Below are 25,521 nucleotides of genomic sequence, written 5' to 3' on the forward strand. Positions count from 1 at the left end.
GTACTCACCAAGAAACCAGGAAAACCCGGAACATCTTCGCTTTTCTCATCTGCGGTATATTACTTTAGACTGCGGTTTCCATTCCGTCAAACCGGCGTTTCCGCCATGTTCACCCGGTGCTCACCGCGGTCCCCCCAGACTTCCTCCGGGCCACCGATGTTACACCCTCAGGGCGCACCAGTCTAGGCCTTCATTCAGTCTGGGTTCGGCCGCCGATTTCCCGCTTTCGCGGCTGGCGACTTGAAGAACTATACACACGCTTCGGCGCCGGTGCCAAATCGGCGCCCGGGGCGGTCTGCACCCCTGGAATCCCCGGATTTCCGGGCTTTTCCCGTCCACCGGCTGACGTCCGTCCGCCACTGTGAGGCACGTCTCCCGCGGGTGTCGCGGCCTAGTCGGCGATCCGGTCCCGGGGGGCCTGGTGGTCGCGGTCCCCCGGGGTCCGCGGTTGGTGACCGCCTCGGAGAACAGGTCCCAGGAACGCAATTCCCGAAGCAGCGTGCGCTTCTTGGACACGTGCTCCTGCATCCGTCCGAGGACGCCGGACAGGAAGGCGATCGTGTCCACCACGAAGGGGCCCTTGTTCAGCATCACGGCCTCGGCGCGCTCGGCCATCGCCGCATCGGTGACCTCGGCACGACTCGGCAGCCCGGTCCGGGCCAGCGAGTCCAGGACCTGGGTCGCCCAGATCACCGGCACGTGGGCGGACTCGCACAGCCACAGGATCTCCTCCTGGACCTCGGCCATCCGTTCGAAGCCGGCCTCCACGGCCAGGTCACCGCGCGCGATCATCACGCCGATGTCCGGCCAGCGCATGGCCTCGAGCAGGATCTGCGGAAGGTTCTCGAAGGCCTCCACGGTCTCGATCTTCAGCACCACGTCCAGGTCCTCGCGCCCGAGGCCGGTGAGTCGTTCCATCAGGTCCGCCACGTCTGCCGGGGTCCGGACGAAGGACAGGTTGACGATGTCCGCGTGCTCCGCCACGAACGGCAGCGCGGCGAGGTCCTCCTCGGTCAGCGCCGGGATGTCCAGGTGCGTGTCCGGCAGGTTGATGCCCTTCTCCGCCTTGAGCCTGCTCCCCGACACCCCGGCCGACTCCACGCGCACCTCGATCTCCTCGGGACTGACCTCGGTGATCACGCCACTGATCCTCCCGTCGTCGACGTGGATGCGCTGGCCCGGTTCGGCGTCGTCGAAGACCTGGGCCAGCGAGCAACCGATCCGGTGAGGACCGCCGGGCACCGGCTGGGCCGGTTCCAGGGACCGGGTCAGGACGAGCCGTTCGCCGGGACGGATGAACAGCCGCTGCTCCTTCGGCGGCAGTGCTCCGACCTCGGTGAGCGTGCCGTCGGCCGCGTAGAGCACGACCCCGGGCATGAAGTAGGCGGTCTGCGCCATCTCGCAGGTGAGCCGGCCCGGCTCGCGGGCGGCCACCGTCATGGTCCGGGCCGAGCCGCGGGCGTCCGTGAAGCGGAGGGTCTCCCCCACGGCGCGACCGTCCACCCACCGAGGGTCCCGGACGGGGATGCGCTGCGCCGGGTCCACACCGTCCCCGCCCGTGCCATCACCACCGATGCCGTCTCCGCCGCCGGACGCTCCGTGTGCGCCCGGTTCCTGTCCGGGAGCGACCAGGACCACGGTGGCCGGCTCGACGACCTGCCCGGTGGCCGAACGCTCCGGCCTGATCTTGAGCACCTCGGGACCGGGCGCGATGGGCCCGGTGCGCAGCTTGGGGCCGGCCAGGTCCATGGCCACGAGGCAGCGGTCCGGTGCCGGTTCTCCCCCGCGGCTGAAACACGCCCCGTGGAGAGGACGCCCGGGGCCGCCGGCACCGTCCACGGGCGGGAGCCCCTGGGCGGATCTCAGGTGCCGGATCATGGCCCGCCACTGCTCCGGACCGTCATGGGCGCAGTTGATACGAGCCATGTCCATGCCGGCGCGGAGCATCTCGGCCACGAGTTCCGGATCCGTGGCGGCCTGGGACGGGAAGGTCACCATGATCCGGGAGACGCGTTCCTCGGGGCTGGGGCCGAGCAGGCTGGTCGCGTTCTGCTCCAGCCGGTCCGGTCCGGCATCCATGTCCGGCCATCCGGTGGCACGGCCCGCCCCGGTCCCGACGGCGGCGCCGGGTTCACCCGTGGAGACGGCACGCGCCAGCCGGAGGCCCTCCAGGCTGGCGGCGATGGAGTGCAGCGTGGGCAGTACCCGGGACTCCAGCCGTCCCAGGGAGGACAGGCCGAGGTCGGCGAGACGACCCTGCAGCGTGCGGATGTCCCGGCCGCGGAGCCAGACGTAGTGCACGAGGTTGGCGGCACTGTCCCGGTGCTCGGGCCGGACCCGGCCGATCCGGTCCGCCTGGTCGGCCTCGGCGGCGCGCGCACCGTCGATGAGCTCCTGCACCTGGGCGAGGAGCTCCTCCAGGTCCGCCGCGGTCGGCGCCGCGGGGTCGGCGGACGCGGGGCGGCCGGGTCGCACGGAATCGGTCACGTCGTCCACTCTGCCATCCGTCCGGGACCTTCGGGGTCGTCAGACCCACCCCTTCGGGGATTTCACCGCGTGGACACGGAACCGTCACTCAGGCGGACAGGTCCACCAGCGCCATGTTCTTCTTGCCTCGGCGCACCAGCAGGTAGCGCCCGTGCAGGGCCTGATCGCTCCCGAAGGCCTGCTCGGCGTCGGTGACCTTGACGTTGTTCACCGAGGCGCCTCCGTCGGCGACCGTGCGGCGGGCCTCGGAGTTGGAACCGGACAGCCCGGTGGCCACCAGCAGCTCGACGATGCCCACCGGGCCACCGGCACCCAGGCCGGGAGCCGCCGTCGGGAGCTCGGCGGTGGCGGCGGCGAGAGTGGCCTCGTCCACGGCGGCCAGGTCGCCCTGGCCGAATATGGCCGCGGAGGCATCGATGACCTTGCGCGTGGCCTCCTCCCCGTGCACCAGGGAGGTGACCTCCCAGGCCAGGGTCTTCTGGGCCTCGCGGCGGAACGGTTCGTCCCGGACCTTGGCCTCGAGCTCCTCGATCCGGTCCCGGTGCAGGAAGGTGAAGACCTTCAGCCGGCTGATGACGTCCGCGTCCGCCGTGTTCAGCCAGAACTGGTAGAAGGTGTACGGCGAGCACATGCGCCCGTCCAGCCAGATGGCATTGCCCTCGGACTTGCCGAACTTCGTGCCGTCCGCGTTGGTGATCAACGGGGTGCCGAAGGCGTGTGCCGCGGTTCCCTCGACCTTGCGGATCAGGTCCGTCCCGGAGGTCAGGTTGCCCCACTGGTCGGAACCGCCGGTCTGGAGCGTGCAACCGTAGTCGCGGTACAGGTTCAGGTAGTCCATGCCCTGCAGCACCTGGTAGGAGAACTCCGTGTAGGAGATGCCCTCGTCCGAGTGCAGGCGCTTGGCCACGGTCTCCTTCCGGATCATCGTGCCCACCCGGAAGTGCTTGCCGATGTCCCGCAGGAAGTCCAGGGCGCTGAGCTGCCCCGTCCAGTCCAGGTTGTTGACCATGCGGGCCGCGTTGTCCCCCTCGAAGGACAGGAACCGCTCGATCTGACCGCGCAGGTAACCCACCCACTCGCCGACGGTCTCGCGGTCGTTGAGCACCCGCTCGGCCGTCTGCCGCGGATCACCGATGAGCCCGGTGGAGCCACCGACCAGCCCGAGCGGCCGGTGACCGGCCAGCTGCAGCCGGCGGAGGACGAGGATCTGGACGAGGTTGCCCAGGTGCAGCGAGGGGGCCGTGGGGTCGAAACCGCAGTAGTACGTGATCGGGTCCCCGGACAGCACCTCCTCGAGCGCGGTCTCATCCGTGGAGACGTGCACGAGTCCGCGCCACTTCAGCTCCTGCCAGATGTTCGGGAACGAGGGATCGTTCGACTGGCCGGCCAGGGCAGGGTTCACGGGCCGGGGCTGCGCCGGGGCGCCCTCCGGCTGGCGGTCCTGCGGTGCGGTGGACGTGGTGGTCACGGATGCTGCCTCTCGGTGCGTGCGTCGTTTCGGAATGCGGGGCGTGGGACGGTCCTGGGGGACGGTCCGGGACGGGCGGGGGTCGGCGGAGGGTGCGGGGGGCCGGTCAGGCGTCGCCCAGCCCCGCCGGCAACCCGCCGGTGGAGAGGACGCGCAGGGTCTGGGTGGACCGGGTCATGGCGACGTACAGGTCCCCGACGACCCCACCGGTCTCGGCGACGATCTGTGCCGGTTCCACCAGCACGACGGCATCGAACTCCAGCCCCTTGGCCTCTCCCGGGGTGGTGGAGACGATGTCCTGGCCCAGGCCACCGCCGCCGGACCCGACCCGGTCACCGTAGCGTTCGACGAGCAGGGCGGCGATGCGCCGTTCGAGGGAGGCCGGGGCGATCACGGCGAGCAGGCCGCCGTCGATCCTCTCGAGGTCCTCGGCCACCCCGGCCATCAGCGCGCCGACCGCCTGCGCCTCGGGCACCTGCTGCACCGTGGGCTGCCAGTCGCCCTCGCGCACGGCCTGTGGCGAGGAGACCGGCAGCCCGGCCTCCTGGGCCACCCGGGCGGCCAGCCGGGTGATCCGGGCCGGGGTGCGGTAGTTGACCGTCAGCTCCTCCAGGCGCCAGCGGTCCTGGACGAAGGGCTCCAGGGCCTCGGCCCAGGAGGTGACGCCGGCCGCCGAGGACGCCTGGGCGATGTCCCCCACGATCGTGAACGACTTCATGGGGCAGCGCCGCATGAGCAACCGCCACTGCATGGGCGAGAGCTCCTGCGCCTCGTCCACCACGACGTGCCCGTAGGTCCAGGTGCGGTCGGTGGAGGCCCGCTCGGACGCGGAGACGTAGCGGTCACCCTCCTCGTTGACGTCGGCCAGGGCCTCGGCGGTCACCACGCCGTCCACGCCGAGGTCCTCCAGCATGGCGTTGACGTTCTTCAGGGACGCCTCGGCGTTGGCCAGGTTCCGCTTGCGCTCGACCTCCTGTCCCGCCTTGCCGCGGCCCGCGCTGGGATCGAGCTCCCCGAGCAGTTCCGCCGCCTCGTCCAGCAGGGGGACGTCCGCCTCGGTCCACATCGCGTCCGCCGGGCGCACCAGGCGCCGGCGGTCCTCGGGGTCGAGGAACGGCGCCGCCATGTCCAGGTGCTCCGGCTTGGAGAACAGGTCCGCGAGCAGTTTCTCCGGGGTCAGGGGCATCCAGCACAGGTTGAGGGCGATCCTCACGTCCCGGGAGGTCCGGACATCCTCCGCCAGGTAGGACCGGTCGATGTTGTTGCCGGCGCCCGAGGACTTCTCCAGCTTGTCCTTCAACTGGTCGGCCAGTTCGCGGACCATGATCTTGACGAAGGTGTTCCGGGCCTCGTTGTGCGGCTTGCCGGTGGCCCGGGCCCGGTCCCGGGCGCGCCGGACCTGCTTGGGGCGGATGGTCAGGACGGTACCGCCGACGTCCACCGTGCGCGGACCGGCGGGGAGCCGCTGGCGGTTGGCCACCGCGTTGGCCACCACGTCGGCCATGAACAGCCGGCCCTTGATGCGGGCCACCCGGCGGTCGGCCTCCGGCACGGCCTTGATGCCGGGCATGAGCCGGCCGAGGGAGGACATCACCACGCCGGTCTCACCCAGGGAGGGCAGCACGCGGTCGATGTAGCGCATGAAGGACTGTGACGGGCCGACCAGCAGCACACCGGCGGACTTCAGCCGTTCCCGGTGGGTGTAGAGCAGGTAGGCGGCGCGGTGCAGGGCCACCGCGGTCTTGCCGGTGCCCGGGCCGCCCTGGACCACCAGCACGCCCTTGATCGGGGAACGGATGACGGCGTCCTGTTCGGCCTGGATGGTGGCGACGATGTCCCCCATCTGTCCGGTGCGCCGCGCCGAGACTGCCGCCAGCAGGGCGCCGGCCCCGTGGTGGCCGGTCTCACCGTCCAGCAGGCTCGCGTCCAGAACGTCGTCCTCGAGGTCCACCACGGTGCGCCCGCGCAGCATCAGGTGACGGCGGCGGCGCACCCCCAGCCGGTGGTGGGCCGTGGCCTGGTAGAACGCCCCGGCCTCGGGCGCCCGCCAGTCCACCATGAGCCGCTGCTGGTCCTCGTCGGTCAGGCCGATGCGCCCGATGTAGCGTTCGTCCCCGCCGTCCAGGTCCAGCCGGCCGAACACCAGCCGGTCGTCCACGGCGTACAACTGCGCGAGGCGGTCCTCGTAGAGCGTGGCGAAGGCGTCGCGTTCGGAGACGTTCTGCACCGAGCCCTGGGGTCCCTCCTTGCGCACGCGCGCCAACTGGCGCTCCTTCTCCGCCCGCAATTCGTCCAGACGCTGGTAGAGCCGGGCGACGTAGTGGCGCTCGTGCTCCAGTTCGGTCTGGTGGACCGGGACCACATCAGTCATGCCTTGCACACCTTAGGGCTATCGACGGTGCTCCCCGGGGGAGCCTGACGACCGGAGGGGTCCGGCACGCCCCGGGGGCACCACGGAACGAGTGACCATCCATGGTACAGCGGTTGCGGTGAACACACCGTTAATGCCCGACCCCGCGCGACGGGGCCCACCCCGTGGATCACGCCCGTGAGGTGCGACGACGCGGCGCCGCCGGACGGTAGGGCGAGACCGAGGGCTCGTCCGGCAGCCAGAAGCGCCAGGGGAACTCCGGTCCTCCCCCGGGCCCGGAGACGCCGGTGCGGGGCCCGGTCAGGGTGCCCGGCCGGCGTCGCGAGCGGATGCCGGAGAGCCAGATGCCGTCCGGGGCCTGCGCCGCGTGGTCGTCCGGGCCGGGCCCGGACAACAGGACCGAGCCGTCGTCACCGGCCCCGATGCCGAGGGCCTGGGCCAGGCGCGCCGGACCGGAGGCCAGCCTCGGTCCGGCCGGGGCGCCGCGCCGGGCGACGGCGGCGTCCAGTCCCAGCGTCACCTCACCGGCGCGCAGCAGGACGGCGGAACTGGTTCCCTCCGTCCCGCAGACGATGTTCATGCACCAGTGCATGCCGTAGGTGAAGTAGACGTAGACGTGACCGGCGGGGCCGAACATCGTGTCATTGCGGCGGCTTCGACCGCGGTAGGCGTGCGAACCGGGATCGCGCTGACCCTCGTAGGCCTCGACCTCCGTCAGCCGCACGCCGACCACCGTCCCGCCCCGGGCGACCGTCAGCGTCGAACCGAGCAGGAGCGGGGCGGCCCGCAGGCCACCCCGCTCGAGCACGCTCAGGTCACCGGGCATGGATGCCGGGCTCCCTCACGCCAGCGGGCCGGACGCCCCGAACTCGCGCAGCGGCACGAGCTGGCGCCGGAGCTCGGCCAGCTGGGCGGCGACGGCCTCCGGGGCCGTACCGCCCTGGGCATTGCGGGAGGAGAGGGACCCCTCGGTGGACAGGACGGAACGGACCGCGGGGGTCAGTGCGGGCGAGATCGCCGCATAGTCCTCGTCCGTCAGGTCCCAGAGCTCCACGCCCCGCGACTCCGCGACCTTCACGGCCTCGCCCGAGAGCTCGTGCGCGTCACGGAACGGCACGCCCTGGCGGACCAGCCACTCGGCGATGTCCGTGGCCAGGGCGAACCCCTGCGGGGCCAGCTCGGCCATCCGGTCGGTGTGGAACGTCAGCGTGGCGATCATCCCGGACACGGCCGGCAGCAGCAGTTCGAGGGTGTCCGCGGCGTCGAAGACCGGCTCCTTGTCCTCCTGCAGGTCGCGGTTGTAGGCCAGCGGCAGTCCCTTGAGGGTGGCCAGCAGCCCGGTCAGGTCGCCGATAAGCCGCCCGGACTTGCCCCGGGCGAGCTCGGCGACGTCCGGGTTCTTCTTCTGCGGCATGATCGAGGATCCGGTGGAGTAGGCGTCGTCCAGGGTGACGAAACCGGCCTCCTTCGTGGCCCAGAAGATGACCTCCTCGCTGATCCGGGAGAGGTCGACGCCGATCATGGCGCACACCCAGGCGAACTCGGCGAAGACGTCCCGCGCGGCGGTGCCGTCGATCGAGTTCCACGCCGCGGAGTCGAAACCGAGGTCTGCGGCCACGGCATTGGGATCCAGGCCGAGCGAGGACCCGGCCAGGGCCCCCGAGCCGTAGGGCGACACCGCGGCACGGCCGTCCCAGTCCACCAGCCGCTGCACGTCCCGCGCCATCGCCCAGGCGTGGGCGAGCAGGTGATGGCTGAGCAGCACCGGCTGGGCGTGCTGCAGGTGCGTGCGTCCCGGCATCGGCGCGTACGGGTGGGTCTCCGACTGGGCGATGAGCGCGTCGATGGTGTCCAGCAGGCGGGCCGCGATCAGTCGCGCGTGGTCGCGCAGGAACATCCGACCCAGGGTGGCGATCTGGTCGTTGCGGGAGCGCCCCGCACGTAGCTTGCCGCCCAGCTCCGGACCGGCGCGCTCGATCAGTCCGCGCTCGAGCGAGCCGTGCACGTCCTCATCGGAGTCCGCGGCGACGTAGGCGCCGGAGACGACGTCGGCCTCCAGGCGGTCGAGCGCGGCCAGCATGCCCTCGAGCTCGGCGTCGTCGAGCAGCCCCGCGGTGTGCAGGACCCGGGCGTGGGCGCGGGAACCCGCGATGTCATAGCGGGCCAGTCGCCAGTCGAAGTCCGTCGACTTGCTCAGCGCCGCCAGGGCGTCCGCGGGGCCGCCGGCGAAGCGGCCGCCCCACAGCGAGCCCTCATTGGTGCCGTGGCGCTGTGGCCCCGGCGTGTTCTCCGCGCCCTGATCCGCCACGTCTCAGGCCCCGGTGCTCTCGTTCGACAGCTTCGCCACGTCCTCGAGGGAGTCCACGGACCCAGCGCCCTCCACCCGCTGGTCGCGCTCGGTCGCGACCTTGGAGGAGAGGCCGAAGATGTCGATGAAGCCCCGTGCAGAGGACTGGTCGAAGGCATCGCCCTCGTCGTAGGTGGCGAGGCTGAAGTCGTACAGCCCCGTGTCCGAGCGACGGCCCTGGACGGTGGCGCGGCCGCCGTGCAGTTCCATCCGGATGTCCCCGGAGACGTACTTCTGGGTCTCGTCCACGAAGACGTCCAGGTTCTTCTTCAGCGGGGAGAACCACTGGCCGTCGTACACCAGCTCGGTCCAGCGCTGGTCCACGGTCTTCTTGAACCGGGCCTGCTCGCGCTCCAGGGTCACGTTCTCCAGCTCGCGGTGGGCGGTCATCAGCGCCATCGCACCGGGGGCCTCGTAGATCTCGCGGGACTTGATGCCCACGAGACGGTCCTCGACGATGTCGATGCGCCCGATGCCCTGCGCACCGGCCCGGCGGTTCATCTCCTCGATGATCTGCAGCGGGGAGAGCGAGCGGCCGTCCAGCGCCACCGGGACGCCCTGCTCGAAGGTCACGGTCACCACGTCCGGCGCCGGCGGGAACGCCGGGTCGTCGGTGTAGTCGTACACGTCCTTGGTCGGACCGTTCCAGATGTCCTCCAGGAAACCGGTCTCCACGGCGCGGCCCCAGACGTTCTGGTCGATGGAGAACGGGTTCTTCTTGGTGGTGACGATCGGCAGCTCGTTGCGCTCGGCGTACTCGATGGCCTTGTCCCGGGTGAGCGCCAGGTCCCGGACCGGGGCGATGCACTTCAGGTCCGGCCCGAGGGTCTGGATGCCCACCTCGAAGCGGACCTGGTCGTTGCCCTTGCCGGTGCACCCGTGGGACACGGTGGAGGCGCCGAACTGGCGGGCGGCGGCCACGAGGTGGCGCACGATCACCGGGCGGGAGATGGCCGACACCAGCGGGTAGGCGTCCATGTAGAGGCCGTTGGCCTTGAGGGTCGGCATGCAGTACTGCTCGGCGAACTCGTCCCGGGCGTCGGCCACGTAGGCCTCGACCGCACCGCAGTCCAGGGCACGCTGGCGCACGGTCTCGAGGTCCTCCCCACCCTGGCCCACGTCCACGGCCACGGCGATCACCTCGGCCCCGGTGGCCTCGGCGATCCAGCCGATGGCCACGGACGTGTCCAGTCCGCCCGAATAGGCCAGGACGATGCGTTCTGTCATTGCGTGCTCCTCAAGCTCTCCTGCAGTGGCGGGCCGGTCCCCACGCGGGGGGAAGGCGGCCCTGGTGGACTCTATGCAAGAGTCTACATATTTATGCATCGTTGCGCACGGACGACGCCGTGGAGACCCTCCGCGACGCGGCACCCCGACCACACTCACCGTACTGTGGACCCATGAGCAGCGACATCCCCGGACCCCAGAACCCGGACCACTCCACCCCGGGACCCGGCACCCCGGCGACCCACGGAGCCCCTGAGCTCACGGACGAGCAGCTGGAGTTCCTCAACTCCCTGTTCGACTTGGCCCGCGCCGGCGACTCCGAGCCACTGCTCGCGGCCGTGGACCAGGGGGTGCCGGTGAACCTGTCCAACCACAACGGGGACACCCTGTTGATCCTGGCCACCTACAACAACCACCCCCGGCTCGTCCGTGCCCTGGTGGATCGCGGGGCGGACGTCCACCGGGTCAACCAGCGCGGCCAGTCGGCCCTGACCTGCGCCGTGTTCGTCCAGAACGAGGAGTCGGTGCGCGCCCTGCTGGCCGCCGGAGCGGATCCCGACGCCGGCCCCGTCAGCGCACGCGCGGCGGTGGACCAGTTCGGACTCGAGGCCATGCGCAGCCTGCTCGACGAGGCGCCGCGTGACGAGGATCACGGCCCGGTCTCGACCCCGTGACCGCTCGTTCCGGCGTCACCACCCACACTGCGCCGTCCCCCGGTTGACCGGGAAGCACGCCGCGCCTTGCCCCTGGACTCCCACCAGCGACGCTCCTGAGCGTTCCATGGGAATTGCCTGAAGAAGCCGCCCCGGATTTGACGTTATCGTCCTGATGCCTTTCACTGGTTTCAGACCTGCTCCGTGATCGTTTCGTGATCCGGCAGGAAAGAACGACAGCGGGCCTCCCCCACCAGCACCGTCCCTTGGGAGCCTCGCGCCGTGTATTCCATCACGGACGGCGGACGGTGCTGCTGTGACGACCGGGGACGGTTCGAGCAGGGGTGGGCCGACATCTCCCAACATCATGCAGAACACCTCCACTGCCACGACTGCCCGCCGCTCCATCGTCCGTCGCTCGGCCGCCGGCCTGGCCGGCGTCGCCATCGCCGGCGCCGGGCTGACCGCCCTCTCGGCCCCCGCCACCGCCGCCCCGGTCTCCACCTGGGACGCCCTGGCCCAGTGTGAGTCCACCGGCAACTGGTCCATCAACACCGGCAACGGCTACTACGGTGGCCTGCAGTTCTCCCCCTCCACCTGGCGCGCCTTCGGCGGCTCCGGCATGCCGCACCAGGCCTCCAAGGCCGAGCAGATCCGCGTCGCCGAGAACACCCTGGCCGCCCAGGGCTGGGGCGCCTGGCCTGCCTGCTCCGCCAAGCTGGGCCTGTACGGCACGCCCTCCAACGCCAACGTGACCACCCAGTCGGCGGACTCCAACGCCTCCGCTGAGCGTGCCGCCGCCAACAAGGCCGCTGCCGAGCGCGCCGCCGCCCAGGAGGCCGCCGCCGCCGAGCGCGCCGCCGTCCAGCAGGCACAGGTGCAGCAGGCCGAGCGCGCCTCCTCGGTCACCCCGGTCGAGCGTTCCGCCAAGACCGTCACCGTCAAGCCGGGCGACACCCTGGCCAAGATCGCCCGTTCCTACGGCGTCGAGGGCGGCTGGAAGGCACTGCACGCCGCCAACGCCGACACCGTGTCGAACGCGAACCTGATCTTCGTCGGCCAGACCCTGCACCTGCCGGCCTGATCGACGGCCGTCAGTCTTGACGGAACGCGCCGGATGGGGAGTCCTCCCCATCCGGCGCGTTCTCTCGTTAAGGACGCCGGCCGCTAGGGTGAGACAGCGGTCATCACCGCGCGCGGCGTCGACGAGTCATCGCCCCGCGCGCCGCATCACACCGGATCAGCAGTCTCGAAGGGGAACATCCATGCCTCAGACCACCAGCAGCCACACCCCCGTCCGCCGCCGGTTCCGCGCCCTGGGCATCACCGCACTGGGCGCGGCCGCGGCGCTGACCCTCTCGAGCTGCGGCACCAGCGCCCCCGCACTCGAGGACGTGTGGCCCGAGGTGAGCCAGTCCATCCAGAACGCCAAGTCCGTGGCCATCGAGGGCAACGTCACCCAGGGCGGGCAGGACATGTCCGTGGCGATGTCCGGTCAGATCGACGACTCCTCCTACTCGGGCTCCGTCTCCATGGGCGATGCGCAGGTCGAGGTCATCGGCAACGCCGAGAAGACCTACCTGAAGCCCAATGGCGCCTTCTACCAGGAGATGGGCGGCGCCGGGCTGCAGGAACTCGTGGGCGAGAAGTGGCTGGAGATGCCCGCGGAGGACGGCGGCTTCACCATGTCCAGCTTCTGGTCCAGCGTCAGTGAGGACATCCCCGGCTCCGACCAGTTCCAGGACTCGGAGTACACCTCAGAGGTCGTGGAGCACAACGGCGAGGAGGTCTACAAGTACTCCGGCACCAGCGCCGAGAACGGTGAACCGGTGGCCATCTACATCACCCAGGAGAACAGGCTCGTCCGCGTGGAGGTCGACCAGGCCGGGCAGGGTGAGGGCGGGTCGGCGGACGCCTCGACCCCGGCCTCCCCCCAGGCCAGCGCCAGCCCGGATGCCGGAACCGGGACCGTGGACTTCTCCGACTGGGACGCCGTGGAGCCGGTCGACATGCCCGCCAAGGACGAGGTCTTCGCCGTCCCCGGCATGTGACACCGACACGGGTCCTCCCGGACGCCGCCCCGTGGCACCACGACCGACGCCGGCCTAGTCACCTCGGCCGGCGTCGGCGTGTCCGGCGTCGTCGGGAACGGTGCCTGGTATCCGCCCGGCCTGACGGCAGGATCAGCCGTCAGCCCGCGTAGCCCAGGAACCGGCCGGCCACGGCCACTCCCCCGTCCGTGGCCCGGGCCACGATCATGATGGTGTCGTCACCGGCGATGGTCCCCAGGACATCCGGCAGCCGGGACTGGTCGATGGCGGAGGCCAGGAACTGCGCGGCCCCCGGCGGGGTCCGCAGGATCACGAGGTTCCCGCTGGACTCCGCCGAGACGAGGAGCTCGCGGCACAGTGTCGCCAGGCGGTGCTCCATCGCTTCCGGGGCCCGGTGGCCCGGAGCCTCCCCGGCCACCGGGCCCTCGGGAGGCACCGCGTAGGCCAGCTGGCCGCCGTCGCTGCGGACGCGGTAGGCGCCCAGTTCCACCAGGTCGCGGGACAGCGTCCCCTGGGTCACCGAGACCCCGCGGGAGCGCAGCCTGTCCAGCAGTTCGGACTGGCTGTGCACGGCCACCTCGGCCAGGACGTCCTTGATGGCGGCCTGGCGGGCGGTCTTGGTGGACGGGGCGCTCATCGACCCTGCGGCGGCGTCGCCAGGCCGGACCGGTACAGCAGCCAGGCCATCAGCGCCTTCTGGGCGTGCAACCGGTTCTCGGCCTCGTCGAAGACCACGGACTGCGGGCCGTCGAGGACCTCCGCGGAGACCTCGAAGCCCCGGTAGGCCGGCAGGCAGTGCAGGAAGATCGCGTCCGGCGCGGCCTGGGCCATCGCGGCGGAGTCCACGGCGTAATCCCGGAACAGGTCCTGGCGCTGTTCCTTCTCGGCCTCCTGGCCCATCGAGATCCAGGTGTCGGTGACGACGACGTCGGCCCCGGACAGCGCCCGCACGGCGTCCGTGGTGACCAGCACCGACCCGCCCGTCTGTGCCGCGCGCTCCTCCGCCGCGGCCACGACCGCCGGGTCCGGGAGGTAGGACCCGGGCCCGGCGATGCGCACGTGCATCCCCGCCGTCACCCCGGCCAGCAGGTAGGAGTTGGCCATGTTGTTGGCCGCATCGCCCAGGTAGGTCATGACCAGGCCCTGGGTGCGGCCCTTGTGCTCACGCACCGTCAGCAGGTCGGCCAGCAACTGGCACGGGTGGTAGTCATCCGAGAGGGCGTTGATCACCGGGACGGTGGCGTTCTCGGCCATCTCCTGGAGGCCGGACTGGGCGTAGGTGCGCCACACGATCACGGACACCATCCGGGACAGCACGGCGGCCGTGTCCGCGATGGTCTCCTTGTGCCCCAGCTGGGACTCACCGGGGTTCACGATCAACGGCTGGCCGCCGAGGTCGGCGATCCCGGCGGCGAAGGACACCCGGGTCCGGGTGGAGGTCTTGTCGAAGAAGACGATCCCGGTCTGCGGCCCGGCCAGGGGCCGGTGCAGGAACCGGTCGGCCTTCATCTCCTGGGCCAGGTCCAGCACCTCGGACTGCTCGGCGGGCGTCAGGTCGGTGTCCACCAGGAAGTGGCGCAGGGCGGGATTCGGTGTGTGGACCGGTGCAGGGCTCATCAGTGGGTCTCCTGGGTTCTCAGGTCGGAACCGCCCTGGCCGGACGGGGCCGGGGCCTCCGCCAGCGCGGCGGCGTGGATGCTCGGGAGGTCGGCGATCAGGGCGTCGACCAGGTCGTCGCCGATCACCAGCGGCGGTGCCAGGCGCAGCGTGTCCGGCCCCGTGGCGTTGAGCAGGTACCCTGCCCGCAGGCCGGCGCGCACCATGGCCGGCGCCAGGCCGCCGTCGGGCACCGGGGACCCGGCCGGGGCGGTGACGTCCACGCCGACCAGCAGCCCGTACTGGCGCACCCCGGTGACGAGGCCGAGACCCCGCAGGGCCTCCGCGAGGCGTGCGCCGAGGCGCCGCACGTGGGCCAGCAGGTCCTCGTCCTGGATGACGCCCAGCACCGCCAGGGCGGCAGCGGTCGCCACGGGGTTGCCGCCGAAGGTGGTGCCGTGCTGTCCGGCGGTCAGCAGGGAGGAGGTCCGCGCACCGAAGCTGACCATCGCGCCGATCGGGATGCCCCCGCCCAGGCCCTTGGCCAGCGTCATGGCGTCCGGGATCACCGGGTCATCCTGCCCCGTGACCTGCGGGGACTGATGGGCGAACCAGTGACCGGTCCGCCCGACGCCGGTCTGGACCTCGTCGAAGATCAGCAGGGCCCCGTGCTCGCGGGTGAGGTCCCGCGCCGCCTGGAGGTACCCGGCCGGCCAGCCGTGCACCCCGGACTCGCCCTGGACCGGTTCGATGACGACGGCGGCCACGGTCTCGTCCACGGCCTCGCGCAGCGCCTCCACGTCCCCGCCCTCGATGAACTCGATGCCCGGCACGAGTGGTTCGAACGGCTCGCGGTAGGTGTGCTTGTAGGTCATGGACAGCGCACCCATCGTGCGGCCGTGGAAGGCGTTGCGCAGTGCGATGACCCGGGTGCGCCGGCCGGACGGGTCCTCGCCACCGTGGCGTCGGGCCAGCTTCAGGGCGGCCTCGTTGGCCTCGGAGCCCGAGTTCGCGAAGAACACGGTGGAACCCTCCGGCGCGCGGGACAGCTCCAGCAGCCGCTCCGCCAGGTCGACCTGCGGGCCGGAGGTGAAGAGGTTGGAGACGTGTCCCAGCGTCGCGAGCTGCGTGGTCACCGCCTGCACGAGGGCCGGGTGGGCGTGGCCGAGCGCGTTGACGGCGATCCCACCGAGGAAGTCGGTGTAGCGCCGGCCGTCGGCGTCCCAGACGCTGGCACCCTCGCCGCGGACCAGGACCGTGCTGGGTGCGCCGAAGACCCCGGTCAGCGCGTGGCCGTAGCGGTCGAGGTAACCGGCGTTGGAGTCGGGCGAGGTCATGGGGCTCCTGTCTCAGTGGGGGCGTCGGGCAGCACCTGGGTGCCCACCCCGGCTGCGGTGAAGATCTCCAGCAGCATCGAGTGCGGCTCGCGTCCGTCCACGATGTGGGCCTGCGGGACCCCACCGTCCACGGCGTTCAGGCAGGCGGTCATCTTCGGGATCATCCCGGACTGCAGCCCGGGCAGCATCGCCCGCAGCTCGGAGGCCGTCATGGAGGACACCAGTGAGTCCCGGTCCGGCCAGTTCGCGTACAGTCCCTCCACGTCCGTGAGCACCACGAGCTTGGCCGCGCCCAGCGCGACGGCCAGCGCGGCGGCCGCCGTGTCCGCGTTGACGTTGAGCACGTCCCCGGTGGGGACGCCGTCCGGGCCGATCTCCGGGGCCACGGAGGACACGACCGGGATCCGGCCGTTGTCGATCAGGTCGCGGATGGCCACGGGATTGACGCCGGTGACCTCACCCACCAGCCCGAGGTCGACGTCCTCGCCGTCCACCTCCGTGCCGGTGCGCACGGCCCGGAAGAGCGCGGCGTCCTCACCGGACATCCCGACCGCGTAGGGGCCGTGGCCGTTGACCAGTCCGACCAGCTCGCGGCCCACCTGCCCGGTCAGCACCATCCGCACCACGTCCATGGCCTCGGCCGTGGTCACGCGCAACCCACCGCGGAACTCGGAGTCGATGCCGAGCCGGTCCAACATGGCGTTGATCTGCGGCCCGCCGCCGTGGACCACCACGGGGTGGATCCCGCAGTGGTGCAGGAAGACGATGTCCTCGGCGAAGGCCCGGCGCAGCGGTTCGGAGACCATGGCGTTGCCGCCGTACTTGATGACCATGGTGGTCCCGGCGAAGCGCTGGATCCAGGGCAGGGCCTCGATCAGCACCCCGGCCTTGGCGGTCGCCCGGTCCCGGTCCGGTCCGGTGGCTTCCTGTGCGGTCACGGTCGCTCCCTCAGCTCGAATAGGCGGAGTTCTCATGCACGTACTCGTGCGTGAGGTCGTTGGTCCAGATGGTGGCGCGCTGGTCCCCGGCGTGCAGGTCGATGAGCACGTGCACCTCGCGGGGTTCGAGGTCGACCAGCTCGCGCGGCTCACCGATGCCGCCGCCGCGGCAGATCTGCACGCCGTTCATGGCCACGTCCAGGTCCTCCGGCTCGAACGCGGCCCGCGTGGTGCCCACGGCGGAGAGCACGCGGCCCCAGTTGGGGTCCTTGCCGAAGATCGCGGTCTTGAACAGGTTGGACCGGGCCACGGCGCGGCCGACCTCCTCCGCGTCCTGTTCCGAGGCGGCGTTGACCACCTCGACGGCGATGTCGTGGCTGGCTCCCTCGGCGTCGCCGATGAGCCGGCGGGCCAGGTCGGCGCAGACCGCCCGCAGCCGCTCCTGGAATTCACCTGGCTCGGGGGTGGTGCCCGAGGCCCCGGAGGAGAGCAGGATGACGGTGTCGTTGGTGGACATGCACCCGTCGGAGTCCGCCCGCTCGAAGGTGGTGCGCGTGGCCTCGCGCAGGAGACCGTCCAGGGTGCCGGGTTCCAGCACGGCGTCCGTGGTCAGCACCACGAGCATGGTGGCCAGCCCCGGGGCCAGCATGCCCGCCCCCTTGGCCATGCCGCCGATCGTGTAACCGTCCCCGCCGATCGCGTGGGTCTTCGGCACGGTGTCCGTGGTCATGATCGCCTCGGCCGAGGCCGGCCCCCCGTCGGCGGACAGGGCGTCGACGGCGTCCTGGACGCCGGTCAGCAGCCGGTCCATGGGCAGTCGCTCCCCGATCAGCCCGGTCGAGCACACCAGGACGTCTCCGGCGGAGACGCCCAGCAGCTCTGCCGCGCGCTCGGCCGTGGCATGGGTGTCCTGGAAGCCGGGTGCGCCCGTGCAGGCGTTCGCCCCGCCGGAGTTCAGCACCACGGCATCGGCCCGGCCGTCGCTGACGGCCTGCCGGGACCACTGCACCGGGGCGGCGGCCACGCGGTTGGTGGTGAAGACGGCGGCCGCGTGGCGGTCCGGACCCTCGTTGACGACGACGGCGACGTCCGGTCTCCCGGTCGACTTCAGTCCGGCGGCCACGCCGGACGCGCGGAAGCCGAGTGCACTGGTGACGCTCATGGTGCAACCCCCTGTTGGGTCAGGCCCGAGTCCTCCGGGAGGCCGAGGGCGAGGTTCATGGACTGGATGGCGCCTCCGGCGGTGCCCTTGGCGAGGTTGTCGAGGGCGGCGGTGACGATGACGCGTCCGGCGTGTTCGTCCACGGCCAACTGCATCACCACGTGGTTCGAGCCCAGGACCGAGCCGGTGGTCGGCCACTGGCCCTCCGGCAGCAGGTGCACGAAGGCCTCGTGGTCGTAGGCCCGCTGCCACGCCGCCCGGATCTGCTCGGCGGAGACCCCCGGACGGTAGCGTGCGGTGGCCGTGGCCAGGATCCCCCGGGGCATCGGCGCCAGGGTGGGGGTGAAGGAGATGGTGACGGGTTCCCCGGCGGCCTGGGACAGCCCCTGTTCGATCTCGGGGGTGTGGCGGTGGCCCCCGCCCACGCCGTAGGGGCTCATCGACCCCATGGCCTCGCTGCCCAGGAGGTGGGGCTTGAGCGACTTGCCGGCCCCGGAGGTCCCGGACGCGGCCACGATCACCACGTCCCGCGGCTCGAGCAGCCCCGCGGTGAACCCGGGGGCCAGGGCCAGCAGGGAGGTGGTGGGGTAGCAGCCCGGGACGGCGATCCTGGTGGCGCCGGTCAGCCGCTCCCGCTGTCCGGGCAGTTCGGGCAGGCCGTACGGCCAGGTCCCGGCGTGCCCGGAACCGTAGAACCGCTGCCAGGCCTCGGCGGACTCCAGCCGGTGGTCCGCCCCGGCGTCCACCACGAGGGTGCCCGGTGAGCGGGCCTCTAGTTCGGAGGCGATGCCGCCACTGGCCCCGTGCGGCAGGGCGAGGAAGACGACGTCATGCCCCGAGAGCACTTCGGCGGTGGTCTCCTGGAGCACCCGGTCGGCGAGCGCGTGCAGGTGCGGCTGCAGGGCACCGAGGCGTTCCCCGGCGTTCGAGTGGGCCGTGATGGCCCCGATCTCGACCTCGGGATGGCCCAGCAGCAGGCGCAGGACCTCTCCCCCGGCGTAGCCACTGGCTCCGGACACGGCGACTTTCAGGCTCATGCGCCCATGATAGGGGAAGTATGCAGACCTGCCAATATTTATGCAGACAGGGCCATCGTGGATCCGGACCCTCGCACCGGTCGGTGCCCACGACTACGGTGGGCACCATGACGGTGAACCCTGTGCCCACCACCCAGCACGCCATCCGCGTCGACGCCTCCGGCGGTCCCGAGGTCCTGCGCTGGACCGAGGTCCCCGTTCCCTCCCCCGCCTCCGGTCAGGTGCTCGTGCGCACCGCGGCAGCCGGCCTGAACTTCATCGAGACCTACCAGCGGTCCGGCGTCTACCGGATGCCGCACCCGTTCGTCCCGGGCTCGGAGGGATCGGGCACGGTCGTGGCCGTGGGCTCCGGCGTCGGGAACGGGGTCTCCGTCGGCGACCTCGTCGCCACCGCCGCCGGTTCGGGCACCTACGCCGAGTTCTTCACCGCACCGGCCGAGCAGCTCCTGCCGGTCCCGTCCGGCGTGGATCCCGTCACGGCGGCGGCGATCCCCCTGCAGGGGATGACCGCCCACTACCTGTGCCGCTCCACCTTCCCGGTGGAGACCGGGCACACGGTGCTGATCCATGCTGGGGCCGGGGGCGTCGGACTCCTGCTCACCCAGTTGTGCGTGTCCCTGGGCGCCACCGTGATCACCACCGCGTCCACGGACGAGAAGAAGGAGCTGTCCCGGCAGGCCGGTGCCAGCGAGGTCCTCGACTACTCCAGCTTCGCGGACCGGGTCCGCGAGCTCACCGGCGGTGAGGGCGTGCACGTGGTGTTCGACGGCGTCGGCAAGGACACCTTCGAGGAGTCCCTGCGGTCCCTGCGGGTCCGGGGCATGCTCGTGCTGTTCGGCGGCTCCTCGGGCCAGGTGCCTCCCTTCGACCTGCAGCGTCTCAACGCCGCCGGGTCACTGTTCGTCACGCGCCCGTCGCTGGCGTTCTACACCCGCACCGCCGAGGAGACCCGCTGGCGGGCCCGGGAGCTGTTCTCCGCGCTCGACGACGGCTCGCTGTCCTTCCGGGTGGGCGCCACCTACCCGCTGGCGGAGGCGGGCCGTGCCCATCAGGATCTGGAGGGGCGGAGGACCACGGGGAAGTCCCTGCTCCTGCCCCAGTGACACGCACCACCGGGCCGGTGGGGCGGAAACACGATAAACTGGCACGCATTCTTTTGTCGTTTCCCAGCATCCACCTCTGACGAGAGCAGGCCGAGCCCCGCCGTGTCCACGCACCAGCCCCAGTTGCCCGCCGCCGCCAAGGCTCCTCCGGTCCGCACCCTCGTGGACGTGCTCGTGTCCACCGCAGAACAGCACCCGGAGGCCCCGGCGCTCGACGACGGGGAGACCGTCCTGTCGTATGCCGAGCTGCTGGACGAGGTCAAGGCCACGGGGCGTGCCCTGCACGAGGCCGGCCTTGGCGCCGGGGACCGGATCGGCATCCGGATCCCCTCCGGCACGGTGGACCTCTACGTCTCCATCCTGGCCACGCTCTACATCGGTGCGGCCTACGTGCCCGTGGACGCCGATGACCCCGAGGAACGGGCGCGCCTGGTGTTCTCCGAGGCCCGGGTGGCCGCCATCCTCAGCGGCGGGGGCACGGTCCGGACCTCCTCGGCCCGGCCCAAGCCGTTCCCCGCAGCACGGCCGGCGGAGCCCGGAGACGACGCCTGGATCATCTTCACGTCCGGATCCACCGGCACCCCGAAGGGCGTCGCCGTCAGCCACCGCAGCGCGGCGGCCTTCGTGGACGCGGAGGCGCGGATCTTCCTTCCGGACGATCCCCTCGGCCCGGGCGACCGGGTGCTGGCCGGACTCTCCGTGGCGTTCGATGCCTCGTGTGAGGAGATGTGGCTGGCCTGGCGCTCCGGCGCCTGCCTGGTCCCCGCGCCCCGGTCACTGGTGCGCTCCGGCATGGACCTCGGGCCCTGGCTGGTGTCCCGGTCCATCAACGTGGTCTCCACCGTGCCCACCCTGGCCGCCCTGTGGCCCCCGGAGGCCCTGGAGAACGTCCGCCTGCTGATCTTCGGCGGCGAGGCCTGCCCGCCCGAGCTGGCGGCCCGCCTCGCCGAGGACGACCGGGAGCTGTGGAACACCTACGGCCCCACGGAGGCCACCGTCGTGGCCAGCGCCGCCCGGATGGACGGCACGGGCCCGGTGCGCATCGGCCTGCCCCTGGACGGCTGGGACCTGGCCGTCGTGGACCCGACCACCGGGATCCCCGTGGCCGAGGGCCAGACCGGTGAGCTGATCATCGGCGGCGTGGGCCTGGCCCGCTACCTGGACCCGGCCAAGGACGCCGAGAAGTACGCCCCGATGCCCACCCTTGGCTGGGACCGCGCCTACCGCTCCGGTGACCTCGTGGTGTGGGACCCGGAGGGCCTGCTGTTCGCCGGCCGGGCCGATGAACAGGTCAAGCTCGGCGGACGCCGCATCGAACTCGGCGAGATCGACGCCGCCCTGCAGTCCCTGCCCGGCGTCGCCGGCGGCGCGGCGGCCGTCCAGACGGCACCGGCCGGGACCCAGCTGCTCATCGGCTATCTGGCCATGTCACCGTCGGCCCCGGAACCCGACCTGAAGGCCTTCCGGACCCGGCTCGAGGCCGAGCTGCCCGGGGCGCTCGTGCCCCGGCTGGTGACCGTCGAGACCCTGCCGACCAAGACCTCCGGCAAGGTGGACCGCAAGGCACTGCCCTGGCCCCTGCCCGGCCAGGCCGGACAGGGCTCGGGGCATTCCGGGTCCGGACCGAACGCGGACCTGCCCGTGGACCCGGGGTCCCCCGGCGGCTGGGTGCTGTCCCAGTGGACCGAGGTGCTCGGCGTCGCCCCGGATGACCTGGACACCGACTTCTTCACCTCCGGCGGCGGATCGCTGGCCGCCGCCCAGCTCGTCTCCCGCCTGCGCGTCCGCTATCCCACCGTCACCGTGCGGGACATCTATGCGCACCCGCGGGCCGGTGCCCTGCTGGAGGCCGTCACCGGCAACGACGGCCGTCCGGTCGAGCCGGCCGAGCCGGTCGAACCGCGGCCCGTGGTCCGCACCACGCGCAAGGCCCAGGTCTTCCAGACCCTGATGGGCATCCCGCTGGTGATCCTCGTGGCCATGCGCTGGGTGGTGTACCTGGCCGCCGGGTCGAACCTGGCGGCCGGCTGGGGCATCCTGCCCGGGGCCCCCACCGTGTCCTGGTGGTGGATCCTGGCCGCCTGGCTGGTCTTCGTGGCCCCGCCGGGCCGCATGCTCATCTCGGTCGTGGCCGCCCGGTGGCTGCTGCGCGGGGTGATCCCGGGATCCTACCCGCGCTCCGGCAAGGTCCACCTGCGCCTCTGGCTCGCCCAGCACGTCTCCGACCTGGTGGACCCCGTCTCCCTGGGCGGAGCGCTCTGGGTGCCCACCTACGCCCGGCTGCTCGGTGCCCGGATCGGCAGGAACGTCGACCTGCACTCGGTGCCGCCCGTGACCGGCCTGCTCGAGCTCGGGGACGGCTCCTCCGTGGAGCCCGAGGTCGACCTGTCCGGATACTGGATCGACGGGGACGTCGTGCACATCGGCAGGATCAGCATCGGCCCGGACGCCGTGATCGGGTCCCGCTCCACGCTGATGCCCGGGGCCTCGATCGGCACGGGCGCCCGGGTCCAGCCCGGGTCCACCGTGTCCGGCCGCGTCAAGGACGGGCTCGACTACGCCGGGTCCCCGGCCCAGCGCCTGGGCAAGGCCAAGTACTCCGGGCCGAACATCGACCCGCCGCGGGCCACCGGCTGGCTCGCCCTGTCCGCCGTCGGGTCCGGGTTCGTGGCGCTGCTGCCGTTCGCCGCGGCCGCGCTGGCCGCCCTGCTGGGGCTGTGGTCGCTCACCTGGTGGCCCGACTGGCAGCCCGGTGGCGCCGGGGCGGCCCCCGAGACGCTCTTCGGCTCCGGCTGGCGCCTGCTGGCGGTCAGCCCCCTGCTCGCGATCGTGTGGTTCGGGCTGAACATGGCCTTCACCGTGGTCGTCGTCCGGTTGCTCTCGGTGGGCGTGAGCGAGGGCTACCACGCCGTGCGCTCGCGGGTCGGCTGGCAGCTCTGGGCCACCGAGCGGGTGATGGACACGGCGCGGGACCTGTTGTTCCCGCTCTATGCCTCCCGTTTCACCCCGGTGTGGCTGCGCTGGCTGGGCGCCGAGGTGGGCACCAACGTCGAGGCCTCGACCGTCATCCTGCAGCCCGCCCTGACCCAGATCGGGGATGACGCCTTCCTGGCGGACGACACGATGGTGGGTTCCTACGAGCTCCAGCGCGGCTGGATGTACGTGGGCCAGGCCCGGGTCGGCCGGAAGTCGTTCGTGGGCAACTCCGGCATGGTGGCCGCCGGCCGCAAGCTGTCCAGGAACTCCCTCGTGGCGGTACTGTCCGCCACGCCGAAGAAGACCAAGGCCGGCTCCTCCTGGCTCGGTTCCCCGCCCGTCCGGTTGCGACGGACCGAGGTCGAGGCCGAGGATGCCCTGACCTACGACCCCCCGGCCGCCCTCAAGCGCGCCCGCACCGGATGGGAACTGCTCCGCAGCATCCCGGTCTGGGTCTCCACCGTCATCGCCGTCCTCGTGGCCCTCGCCCTGGAGGGACTGGCCCAGCTCGGCGGTGGGGCCGCAGAGGGGGCCGGCCCGGGTGGCTGGTGGCTGCCCGTGCTGCTGGGCGGAGTGGTGCTGATGCTGGCCGGCGCGCTGGCCGCCGGGTCCTCGGTGCTTGCCAAGAAGGTCCTCGTCGGCCGGATCACTGCCGGCGAGCACCCGTTGTGGAGCTCGTTCATCTGGCGGAACGAGGTGGTGGACACGTTCATCGAGATGGTCTCCGCCCCCTGGTTCGGCCGGTTGTCCTCGGGAACGCCGTCACTCGTGTGGTGGCTGCGGGCACTGGGTGCGAGGATCGGCCACGGTGTGTGGTGTGAGTCCTACTGGCTCCCGGAGGCGGACCTGGTCACCCTGGGTGACTCCTCCACCGTCAACCGCGGCTGCGTGGTCCAGACCCACCTGTTCCACGACCGGGTGATGTCGATCGACACCGTCCGGCTCGGCGACGGCGCGACCCTGGGACCGAACTCCGTCATCCTCCCGGCCGCCTCGATCGGTGACGGCGGTACCGTGGGTGCCGGATCGCTGGTGATGCGCGGTGAGATGGTGCCGGGACACACCTGGTGGATCGGCAACCCGGTGGCACCGTGGAAGGGCCCGAAGGTGAAGGGCCTGGCCGCCGCGATCACGCGCCTGGAACGCCGGGAGGCCAAGGCGGCCCGGGCTGTTGCGGCGAGGGCCGCGAAGGCGCAGAAGGCCGCGGCCCGGACCGCCGCGGATCCATCAGACCGGCCCGCCCAGGACCACCCCCGAGACCGTCAGGAGCAGACCCACCCGTGAGTGACGTCAGACCGGCCATCCCCGATCCCTACCTCCCCGGATCGGGAACCCCGGACTACGGCGTCGGCCACTACGACCTCACCCTCGAGGTGAAGCTGGCCGCCAACCGGGTCTCGGGCACGGCGCGTCTCGAGGGCACCCTGCTGAACCGGGCCAAGAGGATCGAGCTGGACCTGCACGGCCTCTCGGCGACCCGGGTCACGGCGGTCTCCCGGGACCGTTCCGTGAAGGTCACCAAGTACGCCACGCGCAACAGCAGGCTCGTGATCGACCTGGCCTCGCCGCTGGACGCCGGCACTCCCCTGACCCTGCAGGTCACCTACTCGGGGGTCCCGCGGATGATGCACGGCACCTGGGGCGAGATCGGCTGGGAGGAACTGGAGGACGGCGTGCTGGTGGCCGGTCAGCCCAACGGGGCGTCCACCTGGTTCCCCTGCGTGGACCACCCCTCGGTGAAGTCGACCTACCACTTCACCATCAGCACCGACGCGGGTTACCTCCCGGTCTGCAACGGGTTGCCCACCGGGCACCGCCGCCGGTCCTCGCGCGAGGAATGGACCTGGGAGCTGCGCGAGCCTGCGCCCACCTACCTCGTCACGGTGCAGATCGGCCGGTACCAGCTGGTGGCCGTGCCCGAGCGGACCCCCGGCCGGCGCCCCGCCCCGGGGCCCGTCCGCGAGGCGGTCCAGGGCCTGCTGGACGGGCTGCTGCCCGGGCGGGACGAGAGGCAGCAGGATGGGCGCCACGAGGAGTGGCCGGACCACGCCGCGCCGGTCTTCCTGGCCGCCTCCGCGGCGCTGCAGGACCGCGCCCAGGCGGTGCTGGGCCTGCAGACGGAGATGATGGCCTGCTTCAGCTGGCACTTCGGCCCGTACCCCTTCGCCCGCTACACCGCCGTCGTCACGGACGACCCGCTCGAGATCCCCCTCGAGGCCGCCTCTCTGTCCATCTTCGGCTCGAACCACCTGACCGGGTCGTGGGCCGCCGAACGTCTCGTGGCCCATGAGCTGGCCCATCAGTGGTTCGGCAACGCCCTGACGCTGCGTCAGTGGAAGGACATCTGGCTCCACGAGGGCTTCGCCTGCTACAGCGAGTGGCTGTGGGGCGCCGAGTCCGGCCGCGGTGCCCTGTCCTCCTACGCCCGCACCGCCTGGCGGGGCCTGTCCGGTAAGGACCAGGACCTCGTGGTGGCCGACCCCGGCCCCGAGCTGATGTTCGACGACCGCATCTACAAGCGTGGCGCCATGGCCCTGTTCGCTCTGCGCCAGGATCTCGGCGAGGAGGTATTCGCGGAGCTGCTGCGCGCCTGGGTCCGCGAGCACCGGCATGCCACCGTGGACACCGCGATGTTCCTCGCCCACGCCGACCGGCACGCCGCGGCGGCGGGCCACCCCGCCGGGCACGCCTCCGAGGTGCTGCGCCCCTGGCTCTGCCAGCAGAGCCTGCCGCCCTTCCCCACGTCCCCGCGGCGCGGGACTTCGTAA

18 protein-coding genes are annotated in these 25,521 nt (G+C 71.8%); 6 read left to right on the forward strand and 12 right to left on the reverse strand.

What is annotated here, in order from left to right; all coding sequences use genetic code 11:
* Window positions 1–159 precede the first annotated feature (159 nt).
* The 6 genes from Q0283_RS14275 to Q0283_RS14300 form a co-directional block, all read right to left on the reverse strand.
* A complete protein-coding gene (locus tag Q0283_RS14275) occupies window positions 160–2,487 on the reverse strand; it encodes a pyruvate kinase (protein ID WP_298045241.1) in 2,328 nt (775 codons plus the stop codon).
* A gap of 88 nt (window positions 2,488–2,575) precedes the next feature.
* Window positions 2,576–3,889 (reverse strand): tyrosine--tRNA ligase, encoded by a 1,314-nt coding sequence (tyrS, locus tag Q0283_RS14280; protein WP_298045315.1) that lies wholly within the window; start codon window positions 3,887–3,889, stop codon window positions 2,576–2,578.
* 172 nt (window positions 3,890–4,061) lie between these two features.
* Entirely contained in the window at window positions 4,062–6,326 is a 2,265-nt protein-coding gene (locus Q0283_RS14285) for an AAA family ATPase (RefSeq protein ID WP_183526757.1), read from the reverse strand.
* A gap of 169 nt (window positions 6,327–6,495) precedes the next feature.
* Window positions 6,496–7,152 carry a DNA-3-methyladenine glycosylase gene (locus Q0283_RS14290; protein WP_183526759.1) on the reverse strand — a complete coding sequence of 219 codons (657 nt, stop codon included), beginning with the start codon at window positions 7,150–7,152 and terminating at the stop codon, window positions 6,496–6,498.
* Between the two features lie 15 nt (window positions 7,153–7,167).
* Window positions 7,168–8,634 carry an argininosuccinate lyase gene (gene argH / locus Q0283_RS14295; RefSeq protein ID WP_183526761.1) on the reverse strand — a complete coding sequence of 489 codons (1,467 nt, stop codon included), beginning with the start codon at window positions 8,632–8,634 and terminating at the stop codon, window positions 7,168–7,170.
* 3 nt (window positions 8,635–8,637) lie between these two features.
* A complete protein-coding gene (locus Q0283_RS14300; protein WP_183526764.1) occupies window positions 8,638–9,900 on the reverse strand; it encodes an argininosuccinate synthase in 1,263 nt (420 codons plus the stop codon).
* A 173-nt stretch (window positions 9,901–10,073) separates the two neighbouring features.
* On the opposite strand from Q0283_RS14300, the gene Q0283_RS14305 reads away from it, so the two are divergent.
* From Q0283_RS14305 to Q0283_RS14315, 3 genes are all read left to right on the forward strand, one after another.
* Complete coding sequence (locus tag Q0283_RS14305; protein WP_298045244.1) at window positions 10,074–10,574, forward strand: ankyrin repeat domain-containing protein; 501 nt, start codon at window positions 10,074–10,076, stop codon at window positions 10,572–10,574.
* 346 nt (window positions 10,575–10,920) lie between these two features.
* Complete coding sequence (rpf, locus tag Q0283_RS14310; RefSeq protein WP_255459449.1) at window positions 10,921–11,637, forward strand: resuscitation-promoting factor Rpf; 717 nt, start codon at window positions 10,921–10,923, stop codon at window positions 11,635–11,637.
* A 181-nt stretch (window positions 11,638–11,818) separates the two neighbouring features.
* Window positions 11,819–12,604 carry a hypothetical protein gene (locus tag Q0283_RS14315; RefSeq protein ID WP_183526769.1) on the forward strand — a complete coding sequence of 262 codons (786 nt, stop codon included), beginning with the start codon at window positions 11,819–11,821 and terminating at the stop codon, window positions 12,602–12,604.
* 139 nt (window positions 12,605–12,743) lie between these two features.
* On the opposite strand, the gene Q0283_RS14320 is transcribed toward Q0283_RS14315, so the two are convergent.
* Genes Q0283_RS14320 through argC form a run of 6 tightly spaced genes read right to left on the reverse strand, consistent with a single transcriptional unit; the run spans window position 12,744 to window position 18,674 of the window.
* Window positions 12,744–13,241 carry an arginine repressor gene (locus Q0283_RS14320; RefSeq protein ID WP_298045246.1) on the reverse strand — a complete coding sequence of 166 codons (498 nt, stop codon included), beginning with the start codon at window positions 13,239–13,241 and terminating at the stop codon, window positions 12,744–12,746.
* Complete coding sequence (gene argF / locus Q0283_RS14325; protein WP_183526775.1) at window positions 13,238–14,221, reverse strand: ornithine carbamoyltransferase; 984 nt, start codon at window positions 14,219–14,221, stop codon at window positions 13,238–13,240. Before argF ends, Q0283_RS14320 begins: the two co-directional genes overlap by 4 nt.
* On the reverse strand, window positions 14,221–15,537 hold the full coding sequence (locus Q0283_RS14330; protein WP_298045248.1) for an acetylornithine transaminase: 1,317 nt from the start codon (window positions 15,535–15,537) through the stop codon (window positions 14,221–14,223). The genes argF and Q0283_RS14330 overlap by 1 nt, the downstream gene beginning before the upstream one ends.
* Window positions 15,534–16,475 (reverse strand): acetylglutamate kinase, encoded by a 942-nt coding sequence (argB, locus tag Q0283_RS14335; protein WP_183526781.1) that lies wholly within the window; start codon window positions 16,473–16,475, stop codon window positions 15,534–15,536. The genes Q0283_RS14330 and argB overlap by 4 nt, the downstream gene beginning before the upstream one ends.
* Before the next feature lie 10 nt (window positions 16,476–16,485).
* Entirely contained in the window at window positions 16,486–17,637 is a 1,152-nt protein-coding gene (gene argJ, locus Q0283_RS14340; protein ID WP_183526784.1) for a bifunctional glutamate N-acetyltransferase/amino-acid acetyltransferase ArgJ, read from the reverse strand.
* The gene (gene argC / locus Q0283_RS14345) at window positions 17,634–18,674 is read right to left on the reverse strand and encodes an N-acetyl-gamma-glutamyl-phosphate reductase (RefSeq protein ID WP_183526787.1); all 1,041 of its coding nucleotides are present in this window, start codon (window positions 18,672–18,674) and stop codon (window positions 17,634–17,636) included. The genes argJ and argC overlap by 4 nt, the downstream gene beginning before the upstream one ends.
* Window positions 18,675–18,781: 107 nt before the next feature.
* Here argC and Q0283_RS14350 point away from each other — a divergent pair, with 107 nt between their 5' ends.
* The 3 genes from Q0283_RS14350 (at window position 18,782) to Q0283_RS14360 (ending at window position 25,521) form a co-directional block, all read left to right on the forward strand.
* The gene (locus Q0283_RS14350) at window positions 18,782–19,777 is read left to right on the forward strand and encodes a quinone oxidoreductase (RefSeq protein WP_298045250.1); all 996 of its coding nucleotides are present in this window, start codon (window positions 18,782–18,784) and stop codon (window positions 19,775–19,777) included.
* A gap of 102 nt (window positions 19,778–19,879) precedes the next feature.
* Window positions 19,880–24,037 (forward strand): Pls/PosA family non-ribosomal peptide synthetase, encoded by a 4,158-nt coding sequence (locus Q0283_RS14355; RefSeq protein ID WP_298045252.1) that lies wholly within the window; start codon window positions 19,880–19,882, stop codon window positions 24,035–24,037.
* Entirely contained in the window at window positions 24,034–25,521 is a 1,488-nt protein-coding gene (locus Q0283_RS14360; RefSeq protein WP_298045253.1) for a M1 family metallopeptidase, read from the forward strand. The genes Q0283_RS14355 and Q0283_RS14360 overlap by 4 nt, the downstream gene beginning before the upstream one ends.

It is taken from the genome of uncultured Citricoccus sp. (assembly GCF_937871995.1).
Lineage (GTDB): Bacteria > Actinomycetota > Actinomycetes > Actinomycetales > Micrococcaceae > Citricoccus.

What these genes read in the sequence shown, in the direction of transcription:
- argF (WP_183526775.1), bottom strand. Translation starts at nt 14,221, where the DNA reads ATGAGCCCTGCACCGGTCCACACACCGAATCCCGCCCTGCGCCACTTC.
- Q0283_RS14305 (WP_298045244.1), top strand. Translation starts at nt 10,074, where the DNA reads ATGAGCAGCGACATCCCCGGACCCCAGAACCCGGACCACTCCACCCCG.
- argC (WP_183526787.1), bottom strand. Translation starts at nt 18,674, where the DNA reads ATGAGCCTGAAAGTCGCCGTGTCCGGAGCCAGTGGCTACGCCGGGGGA.
- argJ (WP_183526784.1), bottom strand. Translation starts at nt 17,637, where the DNA reads ATGAGCGTCACCAGTGCACTCGGCTTCCGCGCGTCCGGCGTGGCCGCC.
- Q0283_RS14350 (WP_298045250.1), top strand. Translation starts at nt 18,782, where the DNA reads ATGACGGTGAACCCTGTGCCCACCACCCAGCACGCCATCCGCGTCGAC.
- rpf (WP_255459449.1), top strand. Translation starts at nt 10,921, where the DNA reads ATGCAGAACACCTCCACTGCCACGACTGCCCGCCGCTCCATCGTCCGT.
- Q0283_RS14300 (WP_183526764.1), bottom strand. Translation starts at nt 9,900, where the DNA reads ATGACAGAACGCATCGTCCTGGCCTATTCGGGCGGACTGGACACGTCC.
- Q0283_RS14315 (WP_183526769.1), top strand. Translation starts at nt 11,819, where the DNA reads ATGCCTCAGACCACCAGCAGCCACACCCCCGTCCGCCGCCGGTTCCGC.
- Q0283_RS14285 (WP_183526757.1), bottom strand. Translation starts at nt 6,326, where the DNA reads ATGACTGATGTGGTCCCGGTCCACCAGACCGAACTGGAGCACGAGCGC.
- Q0283_RS14320 (WP_298045246.1), bottom strand. Translation starts at nt 13,241, where the DNA reads ATGAGCGCCCCGTCCACCAAGACCGCCCGCCAGGCCGCCATCAAGGAC.
- Q0283_RS14290 (WP_183526759.1), bottom strand. Translation starts at nt 7,152, where the DNA reads ATGCCCGGTGACCTGAGCGTGCTCGAGCGGGGTGGCCTGCGGGCCGCC.
- Q0283_RS14330 (WP_298045248.1), bottom strand. Translation starts at nt 15,537, where the DNA reads ATGACCTCGCCCGACTCCAACGCCGGTTACCTCGACCGCTACGGCCAC.